This is a genomic window from Motilimonas cestriensis, assembly GCF_021295315.1.
In the GTDB taxonomy this organism is placed as follows: Bacteria; Pseudomonadota; Gammaproteobacteria; order Enterobacterales; family CBDFNC01; genus Motilimonas; species Motilimonas cestriensis.
In genome coordinates this window covers 47,488-56,942 of the sequence record NZ_JAIMJA010000026.1, presented here as the reverse complement: position 1 = coordinate 56,942, position 9,455 = coordinate 47,488, and the positions used below count along the sequence as shown (strand labels likewise).

Here is a 9,455-nt window from a genome sequence, read left to right as displayed (position 1 = left end):
AAATCTTAAGTTCGCGCATCTTTCTGTTTGGTTTTTTGTGTTTTGGCGAATTCATTAGATCATACGGAAAGATGCCATTCTACTTAAATTTATGATTTTTAATGAAATCATCAGGGGATTCCTCAGAACGAAGCATCAGCAGATGATCTAGTCGCTAATCAGTAAATAAGATTTGGCAATTGTTGTGGTGGCTTGGTATAAGATTGCCTATTTATTTTGGTAGGTGTCCCAGCTTTTCGCCCGCGCTCTACCTTATTAAAATAAACAGCTGCCAGCAAAATGCCTGAGCTTAGCGCGATGTGTCAGTGATCTTATATTTGGGAGAGCTTATAATGCTGTGGATTGCTATTCTTGCTGCCTTTGGTTGGACTTTATTACAAGTTTTTCTTTTGTTTCTATCTACGCAATGTATTTTTAGCCTTATTGAATTTAGATCTGAAACAGAAAATATGTATCAAAAGCTATTGTCAAATTTAATTATGTTGCTCTTTTACTCTTTATTTTTATTACCACTTATCTCATTGGGGCTATTCTATTTTGCCGTTATAAATATTACTGGTTGGCATGAACTTGAGCCCGCGATTTGGACATTTGCAACTTGGTGTGGAGTATTATTCACTTTCTGCTCTTTATTATCTGTAAAAAATCGAATGTAGAATCAGGTGAAAGTAAATAGCTGTATAGCCACATAATCAGGTAGTAAGCGCATCAGTGCTTTGTTTTTGATCTTACGGCCAATGCGATTTATCAGCAAGTCGTGGTTAACTTCATCGAAGAACTTAGACAAGCCGATGCCTACCGCCGTTTTATAACCTTGTTTGGCATAAAATGAAATAAACAGCACCCTCCTAAATTTGAAGCTTGTCACATCTCCTGTTTTTAAGTGGTCCACTTAATTCTTAATTTCATACGCTCATTGATAAGTCTCGTCGAGCTCCCAATCTAAAGAACCGTGTTGACTAAGCCACGGAACAAGCGGTCACGGCTTACGCTGTTGAATTTCCTGCCCATGGCCAAGTGAAAGCCGGTAACGAGCGGCGAAAAAAAGGCGTGTTTGTTTCTGCAAGCGGCGTTCGATATGGCTACGCCACAACTTAGAAAACTTCAAAAAACAAGATCTGGCCCCTTTGTTTTAAGATAAATTCTACAGGCTCGTTATATTCCACCCAATTTCACACCTACTTCTCGTCTGCACGCTTCGAGTAAACTCTCAATCGAATCTTGACTCTGAAGCGTTCTAGCTATGGCGACAGCACCAATCATCATTGCTGTAACTGACAAAATATCTTGTTCGTCGCAGTCGCAATAACTACTCGCGTACTCCATAATTGCTGTATTCATTCCATAGTAAACATCGGCATAAGCTGCTTTTATTGCGTTATCCTGCATGTTGATATCTGTGGCGAGGAAGGCTAATGGACAAGTCAACGAGCGCTCTCCCCTCACATGCTCCAAGCTCAGGTATGTATTTAACAGCAAAGACAACCACTGTTTATTGGTGGTGCCCTCTGGTTTAAGGCCGGCCAGTTTCGTGCTGCAGGCTCTAAATTTTAGTGCCTCACGGTAAAGTTCTGCTTTGCTCGTGAAATGCGCATAAAACCCGCCTCGAGTAAGCCCGCAGTTACTCATCAAATCATCGATTGTAACGCCCTCAAAGCCTTTTATTGCAAAAAGTCTGAAAGAGCTATCAAGAATTTTCTCTCGGGTTTTGTTTTTGTGCGTCTCTGTATATGGCATTGGGCTTTATCTGAATACGACTATATATGTTATTTATCATATATAAAACTCGCTCTAAGATGAAATGCCACCTTTGGTAACGAAGTTAGAAATAAATATTTATTACGATATTGTCGTTAAATATCAATCAAATCGGAGATTACACATGGAGATACATACTGGAAGCTGTCGCTGCGGCGACATTGAATTTTGCTTTTATAACGACCCGATTAACTCTATTTTTTGCTATTGCAAGGAGTGCCAAGCGCTCACTGGATCGGATAAATGGTTTGGGCTCTGGGTGGCAAGAGATAATTTTAAATTTACTAAAGGCGCACCTTCAACTTATACGCGAGCTGGTAATTCAGGTAAAGACGTAAATTATAAGTTCTGCGGTACTTGTAGCACAACTTTGTGTGCTGAGGTAACTGCGGGCAATTTTTACTCTGTATCAGCAACTTCATTGAAAAATAATAAGTTCAATCCCAAGATGTCAATCTACGCATCATCCGCCCCACCATGGGCAATATTCCCCGTTGATGTGCCAAAGTTTGATGCTCTACCACCAGAGTTGAGAGGCTAAATAACCTTAGTTTTGCCTAAGCTGATTACGAGCGGATAAAGTATGTTTTACTGCAAAATTTCGTTTTCAGGGATGAAAACGCAAAGCGTATAGGGATATATACCCAAACAACCTTAAGGACTTCTGGCTTAGAATTATTTACAGGGTTTTGTTTGGGTCTATTCCCAGCGTTTCATACTATTTTGCCTATACAAAACTCAGATTAAGCCAATTGCTGCCTTGAGCCTTAACCGCGCTTAGTCTGGGTGCCTTTCTCTGGATACGCCCCAGACCCCAGCCTGCGCCTCTGCCAGAGATGCTGTTTTCAGTTTCACCCAAAACTGGGCTATCATGGCGCTTTTTTTACTCGGGAGAAGCGCCAGTGCACACCTTAGCTCAACTTAAATCAGGTCAATTAGCGGGCTGCAAGCGTCTGCAATTAGCCGAGGACTTAACCGAGTTCCCGCGTGAAATTTTTACCTTAGCCGACAGTTTAGAAATTCTCGATATCTCTAACAATCAACTGTCTGAGCTGCCTGACGATTTGCATCAATTGCACCAATTGAAAATCATCTTTGCCTCTAACAACCGTTTCGAGCATTTACCTGAGTCGTTAGGGCAATGCCCACAACTGGAAATGATTGGCTTTAAGTCTAATCAAATCAAACAAGTATCTTCCGCATCTTTACCATTGCAAACGCGCTGGTTGATTTTAACCGACAATCAAATTGAGCAGCTGCCCGCACGCATGGGCGAGTTACATCGGCTACAAAAATTAGCCCTTGCCGGTAATCAACTCACCAGCCTGCCTGAGTCGATGGAAGGTTGTCGCAATCTAGAGTTAGTGCGCTTATCTGCAAACCGCTTAAGCACAGTGCCCGATTGGTTGTTAAACTTGCCAAAACTGGCATGGCTGGCGTTTTCGGGTAATGAATTTAGCCATGTTGAACACAGTGAAAATAGCACTGTGTTAACCCTCGACCCGAGCCAATACCAATTAGCCGAAGTGTTAGGGCAAGGGGCATCAGGAATTATCTATCGCGCTCAACTCACGCAGGGCGAGCAGATAAATGAAGTAGCGGTAAAAGTGTTCAAAGGCGGCATTACCAGTGACGGCTATCCCAGTGATGAGCTTAATTGCTGCCTAACCACTGGCGAACATCCCAATCTGATAAAAGTGCTAGGCCAAGTTGATCAAGCCGATCAACTCGCTCTGGTGATGGAGCTGATCCCGCCACAGTTTACCAACCTTGGCTTACCCCCTTCCTTGCAAAGCTGCACCCGCGACACTTTTGTGGAAGGAACACAATTTAGCCCCAAGCAGATTTTAAGCATTGCCCAACAAATGGCCGACACCTTAGCGCATATGCATCAGCAAGGGGTCAGCCACGGCGACATTTACGCCCACAATATTTTAATGAATCTGCACAGCGATATTTTGTTTGGCGACTTTGGCGCAGCGACTAACTTAAACAAACTAAGCACTGGGCAGCAACAGGCAATGCAAGCCATTGAAGTGCGCGCCTTTGGCTGCTTGTTGGATGATTTGCTAGGCCAAGTGACCACTGGTCAGCCTGAGCTTAAAGCTAACTTAAGTGAAGTAGCTAAGGCGTGTATGAATGAGAATATGGCACAAAGGCCGAGTTTTGCGGCAATATTGACGCAATTACATCAATACAGGTAAGCCCCTCCAAATATGACTGCTACCAATTCTTGTAGCAGTCAAAGCAGAGCATGTTGTTTTAGGTACGCGGACTGAGCATCATTTATTGTTACTGAGCACGATGCTATCAACTGAACAAATCCTATCTTGTGATAGGGCAAACTTCAGGCTATTAAATACATTTCGAGCCGTCATGTGGCCTGAATGATTAGCGCCTCTACATTCATCCCACTCTTCTTTAACAAGTGGCGATGGACTATCAAAATCAGGTGGATAAATCACCAAAACCCGAATTCCACTGCCTTTAAGTCGATGTCGTAATCTATCCGCAAAGGTAGATTGTGCCGCTTTGGCCGCACTAAAGGCTTCATTACAAGTGCCGTGAGTATCGTTAGGTAAACTGGCTGTGCTATTAATAAATACGATATCAGGGCAAGTAGAGCGTTCAAGTAATGGCAAGAAATGCTTGGTCACCAATACACTTCCTAAGGCGGTCGAATTCAGGCTGGCGGCAATGTCAGCATCGCTGGCTTCAATAATATTACCCGTTAACCACGAAGAGGCATTATTAATCAAAATATCGACCTTTCCTGCCTGCGCAGCAACATCTTGGGCAAACTGTTTAATCTCACTTTGCTGCGTCACATCAACTTGAAAACAAGACACCTTCGCTTGCGGTGCAACTTCTCGCACTAAGGCAGCCGTCGTTTCGGCTTTAGGCAGTGTGCGCGCCGATAAAAACAGCTCAGCACCTAACTGAGCAAATAAAATTGCCAATGCTTGGCCTAAATCTGGACTAGCTCCTGTAATAACTATTTTTTTGCCTGTGAACATCACTTCAACACTCCTTAGATAAACAGCAAAAAACTGCTCCGATTTGGTAACACCAAAGTTCAGCATAAAACCTCAACTTAACTTGAGGTAAAGGATTATTTTTATATAATTCAAAGACGGATAAATATTCAGGGCAGCAAGCATTGACCCAAGAAGCAATACTGACAATTGGCCAAGTCGCTAAGCGCTGTGGCGTAAATAGCTCCGCTTTACATTTTTATGAGGCAAAGGGACTCATTCAGAGCAGCCGAAATCAAGGCAATCAACGTCGCTATCACAAAGAGGTGCTAAGACGAGTCTCCGTGATCAAAGCAGCGCAAAAAATGGGCATCAGCTTACAAGAAATTAAGCTAGCTTTTGCTACTCTGCCCAATAACCGCACTCCCAATGATAAGGATTGGCAGCAATTGGCAAGCCAATGGCGAGCAAGCCTAACCTCCCGTATTCGGTATTTGGAAAATTTAAGAGAGCAGCTAACAGGTTGCATAGGCTGCGGCTGTTTATCAATGAAAGCCTGCCCCCTTTACAACAACAATGATGAATTATCAGCAATAGGCACAGGCGCAATACTCTTGGAAGACGTTAAGTAGAGCAATTCATTAAACCGCCGCAGACAATTTTTTACACCATAAAAAGCGAATAGAACCAGATGTAATACCATCGATAACACCCTGTTTGTCATATTTCTTTATCTAAAACGACACTTAGGTGAAATCTAACCTTCATACCCGCCTGCTTAACTGGCATAGACCAATTTAGGAGGTGGAATGAAAACTATAATACTTAGCATGGCTCTTATTACAGGGGCCGGTTGGGCTGGCGCGAGCAGCGCTCAACAACATTATCAAGCAGGTGACAAGGTCACTCATAATGGCGATACCTATCAATGCAAACCTTGGCCGAGCGACGGCTGGTGTAACCTAGCCCCATACCAGCCCGGCGTCGGTGAATTTTGGCCCAAAGCATGGGATTTATTAAATAAACAGGGGTTGCCGAAAGCGTTTGTTAACACCAGCATCCACCCTGAATTTGACCTAGGCCAAACCAGACCAGAAACTGACCAAATTTATTTTTATCTCGGCCAATGCTGGCAGGCTAAGAATGCGCCCGGGAAGTGGGAAACGCCCCGCGAGGGCTGGTTTTGGCAAGCAGCAAGTTGTCAGCCTAAAGTGCCACCTAAAGCCTACCCTATGATGGCGGTTGCACGAGATGGCAAGCATTATGTTTGGCGAGATAACAATACCTTGCTAACCGTTGACTATCAGTTCAGCGAACTATCCATTAATAAACAAGCGCTATCCGAGTCGGCTTACCAAGGCCTAGACCAGTATATTGATCTGCTGTCGGGCGCATTTAATCTTGACGCAAACACCCTCGGGGTGTTCTTAAGCAATGATCTTTACTTAGAATATTCAATTGCCGAACAAGCTATTTTGCCTGGCTATCCAATGCCGATGACGGAGCGCTTTGAAGGCATGCAAACGGGCGTCGTCGGCGTCATGCGTTGGCGTAATAGCGACCGTATTTACGCTTTTTATAATGACGGCAGCTATGATCGCATTACCCTCAGCCGCGGCAAGGTTGATGGCGGATATCCTAAGGCAATCGCCGGTCACTGGCCGGGACTAGAAGACTACGGCACTGAGATTATTAGCATTTCAACCGTATTACCCGATTTTGCCGATGTATTTTTAACGGATAATCGCGTCGCTCGCTATGACTTAGCCGCCGATCGTGTGGTCGCTGGCTACCCGAAACACCTACCTGCGAGTTTAATTGATGCGCCCTATAATAACCCCCTCGAAATTCGCGCAGGGGTGGATGCAACGGGTTGGATCACGGCTGCAGGCAACACTGGCTACAACGAATGGCAAGACCCTCGCGCGGCAGAGCAGGCAGCGAAACTCACCGCGGCATTTGCCTTAAACAACGCGAGCAATGCTTGGTTCTTGAATGATGGCCAATATGTTGAAGTTGACTCCACTACAGGTAAAGTATTGGCGGGCTTCCCGGTTGATCGGGATGAAGTTTGGCAAGGTATCGCCGCCGATAGAACCATAGTCGGCGCACTGAAATGGAACGATCAACGGGCATTTTTATTCTTGGATGATGGCAGCTACCTAAGAATGAATTTAACCACCAAGTCGGTCGATTCAGGTTATCCAAAAGCCATCAATGACAACACTTGGCCAGGCCTTGGCAAGTACGCGAACAAAATTTCTGCGGTACTCAACCACGGTTATGATTACGCCGATATTATCCTAACCGACCAAACCATCGTGCGCTATAGTATTAGTGCCGATAAGCTGATTAGCGAGCCTGCGCCAATGGCGTGTTATTCGGATTACTTAGGCTTAGATAAAAACGCAACCTGTGAGTTAAATTTCATCTCGGCGCCTTATTTGCAAGCGCCCGGACCCGACCACATGACGGTCATGTTCGAAATGCAAGCAAAAGGCGGTGTTGTTGAATACTGGCAACAGGGCGAACCGGCACAACAGGTAGCCGCCAGCGTTTCCAAAGAAGACCCGATGGCGTTGGTGCAAGAAGCCACACTGACTAACTTAGCGCCCAATACTACCTATCAATATCGTGTGATGGTGGGTAAGCAAGCATCTGAGACCTATCAATTTCGCACTTATCCAGCCTCTAGTGCACAACAAGCGCAAGCTAAATTCATCGCTATCTCCGACGTACAAAGGGGCAATGAAAACGTGCTGGCTGAGATTGTGAATGGCATTATCAAACACGAATGTGATGGCCAAGTAGCGAAGTGTTCACAAACCTTGGCCGGTATCATTATGGCAGGCGATATTACCGAAACCGGGGGCGATCGCAGTAATTGGCGTAAGGACCTAATGGCGCGCATGAAAGCGATAGCGCCGTATGTGCCAATGATCCCCGTAACAGGTAATCACGACTATAGCTCTGATGCTGAGCTGACCAATTATCGGAGCTATTTTGCGCCACCTCAAAATGGTAGCAGTGAGTACCCAGAGCACTGGTACACCCTAGATTATTTAGGCCTTCGCATCATCGGGCTAGATAGCTACCCAGTTTCGGGGATAAATGGTCGTTTTAATCGTAATACTCTAGAAACGCAACGTAATTGGCTAACCGATACTCTGGCGCAGTCTAATGACAAGTCATTTGTGATGGCGGCTTTTCACCACCCGTGTTTATCGGAAATGTGGTTAAAAGGCGAATCAATTGGCATGTGTGAAGCCGTGCGTATGCTAGAAGACTTTAGTGCTGAAACGGGCATTACCTCTGGTCATGTCTATGGTCATACCCACAGTTATTCTCGTGGCCAATCACGCGACGTGCCTCATCTTTGGCTCAATGCTGCAAGTGTCTCTGGCACCCTAGAGCCACTCAATGACCCATCCTATATTGAGCGGGAGGTGTTTGACTACGACACCATAGCGGTATCAAACAACCACTACGGCTACAGTACCTTAGAGTTTGATTTTAACGCGAATACCATGGTGACCAAGCGCCGCGACTTCGACCGCACAGCGCAAACCTTTCCACAAACCGATCAAGCTCAATTTGCACCAGAGGGCGTAGTGGCAGCACCAATACCAGCCGCGCAATCGGTACAAGCACTAAGTGATTTAGCGCTAGCGGTCACCGGCGTTGATAACGCGTATGAATTGCACTGGCAAGTCAGCAAACAAGCTGACTTTAGTGGCCTAGTATTTGATTTGTGGGGCAATGATACACGTGTAGAAAACTGGCAGTATCAGCGTGATGTGAAGAAAATTTCAGGCTCTCGACCTATCGGTCATCAACCTGAAAATCTACAAAAAGGGGCCGATATATCTAAGCTACCGCTGGCGCAATTACTCTCGCAACGTGGCAGAGCGGTAGGCGGTGACGATCAGTTTTACTGGCGCAAGCTCTATACCGGCCAAGCCACGCATAGCAGTAAATTGAATGAATATGACAACCAATACCGCCCTAGCCTCAGTGTTGAACCGGGAGAGACACTGTACTGGCGTGCGCGTAGTCGTTCCAACAACATGGTTTGGAGTGATTGGTCAGACACCGCCCCTGTCGCCGTGACAGGTAGCATTTCCGACAACCTACTCGACGACAATCAGTGGCAAGTTACGCAAGGGGTCATGCAGCGCATTAATGTGCCAACATCTTCGCAGTTTGCCCCTGCCTCTAACAGCAAAGTTTGGGCGGGTAAAGGTCACGGCGGTGCGACGGCCAACGGCAACCAAGACTGGATGCAACAGTCCCTTGCGGTTACCGGCGGTGAAAAACTGCTGCTATCGGTCGCGATGACCACGTGGGAGAATCGCGATAAACCTGCGGTTAAAGCACTGGTTCGCACAGGTGATGGCAAGCTGACGGAACTAGCTCGTTTAACCACGCGCTATGCGCGGGTCTGGGACTACCGTCAGCAAGTGCTGCAACTGCCAAATGATGCAGTAGAGGTTATTATTGTGGTTGGCGGGCAAGGCAATGCCGGTAACGACAACGATATCTATTTCGACCAGCTAGCGCTTAAACGCATGCTATAAAACACAGCGCCCCGCCTTCGTGGGGCGCTTTTTTTGTCTGCAAAAACTTGTTATTCACGCAACGGTAACCCACTTGAGTCTATTCTTTGTGCGGTCTAGTATAAGACCCAGCATGCTTGCAAAATCAAACCACAAGTAGACCCAA

Annotated in this window: 8 protein-coding genes and 1 pseudogene; 6 read left to right on the top strand and 3 right to left on the bottom strand. The window is 45.8% G+C overall.

Annotated features, from left to right (window positions below; genetic code table 11):
- The first annotated feature begins 332 nt into the window (after positions 1-332).
- Positions 333-656, top strand: a complete 324-nt coding sequence (locus K6Y31_RS19105) for a hypothetical protein (protein ID WP_233054638.1) — start codon at positions 333-335, stop codon at positions 654-656.
- Between the two features lie 2 nt (positions 657-658).
- Here K6Y31_RS19105 and K6Y31_RS19100 read toward each other — a convergent pair whose 3' ends face one another.
- Positions 659-868, bottom strand: coding sequence for a hypothetical protein (locus K6Y31_RS19100; protein ID WP_233054637.1), 210 nt, complete (start codon positions 866-868; stop codon positions 659-661).
- Positions 869-912: 44 nt separating this feature from the next.
- On the opposite strand from K6Y31_RS19100, the pseudogene K6Y31_RS19095 reads away from it, so the two are divergent.
- Positions 913-1,115, top strand: a pseudogene (locus tag K6Y31_RS19095) (IS481 family transposase); the annotation flags it as partial.
- 40 nt (positions 1,116-1,155) lie between these two features.
- Here the strand turns inward: K6Y31_RS19095 and K6Y31_RS19090 are convergent.
- Positions 1,156-1,737, bottom strand: a complete 582-nt coding sequence (locus K6Y31_RS19090; RefSeq protein ID WP_232804109.1) for a TetR/AcrR family transcriptional regulator — start codon at positions 1,735-1,737, stop codon at positions 1,156-1,158.
- A 64-nt stretch (positions 1,738-1,801) separates the two neighbouring features.
- Between K6Y31_RS19090 and K6Y31_RS19085 the strand changes: the two genes are divergently transcribed.
- Positions 1,802-2,299 carry a GFA family protein gene (locus K6Y31_RS19085; RefSeq protein ID WP_345790273.1) on the top strand — a complete coding sequence of 166 codons (498 nt, stop codon included), beginning with the start codon at positions 1,802-1,804 and terminating at the stop codon, positions 2,297-2,299.
- A 361-nt stretch (positions 2,300-2,660) separates the two neighbouring features.
- Positions 2,661-3,962, top strand: coding sequence for a protein kinase (locus tag K6Y31_RS19080; protein ID WP_233054635.1), 1,302 nt, complete (start codon positions 2,661-2,663; stop codon positions 3,960-3,962).
- A 78-nt stretch (positions 3,963-4,040) separates the two neighbouring features.
- Here the strand turns inward: K6Y31_RS19080 and K6Y31_RS19075 are convergent, their stop codons facing one another.
- On the bottom strand, positions 4,041-4,841 hold the full coding sequence (locus tag K6Y31_RS19075; protein WP_233054634.1) for an SDR family NAD(P)-dependent oxidoreductase: 801 nt from the start codon (positions 4,839-4,841) through the stop codon (positions 4,041-4,043).
- A gap of 77 nt (positions 4,842-4,918) precedes the next feature.
- Here K6Y31_RS19075 and soxR point away from each other — a divergent pair, with 77 nt between their 5' ends.
- Complete coding sequence (soxR, locus tag K6Y31_RS19070; protein WP_232804113.1) at positions 4,919-5,365, top strand: redox-sensitive transcriptional activator SoxR; 447 nt, start codon at positions 4,919-4,921, stop codon at positions 5,363-5,365.
- A 177-nt stretch (positions 5,366-5,542) separates the two neighbouring features.
- Positions 5,543-9,310, top strand: coding sequence for a metallophosphoesterase (locus tag K6Y31_RS19065; protein WP_233054633.1), 3,768 nt, complete (start codon positions 5,543-5,545; stop codon positions 9,308-9,310).
- The last annotated feature ends 145 nt before the right edge of the window (positions 9,311-9,455 follow it).

Excerpts from the sequence above, each read along its gene's own strand:
- K6Y31_RS19075 (WP_233054634.1), bottom strand. The coding sequence starts at position 4,841 with ATGCTGAACTTTGGTGTTACCAAATCGGAGCAGTTTTTTGCTGTTTAT.
- K6Y31_RS19090 (WP_232804109.1), bottom strand. The coding sequence starts at position 1,737 with ATGCCATATACAGAGACGCACAAAAACAAAACCCGAGAGAAAATTCTT.
- K6Y31_RS19105 (WP_233054638.1), top strand. The coding sequence starts at position 333 with ATGCTGTGGATTGCTATTCTTGCTGCCTTTGGTTGGACTTTATTACAA.
- K6Y31_RS19065 (WP_233054633.1), top strand. The coding sequence starts at position 5,543 with ATGAAAACTATAATACTTAGCATGGCTCTTATTACAGGGGCCGGTTGG.
- K6Y31_RS19085 (WP_345790273.1), top strand. The coding sequence starts at position 1,802 with ATGCCACCTTTGGTAACGAAGTTAGAAATAAATATTTATTACGATATT.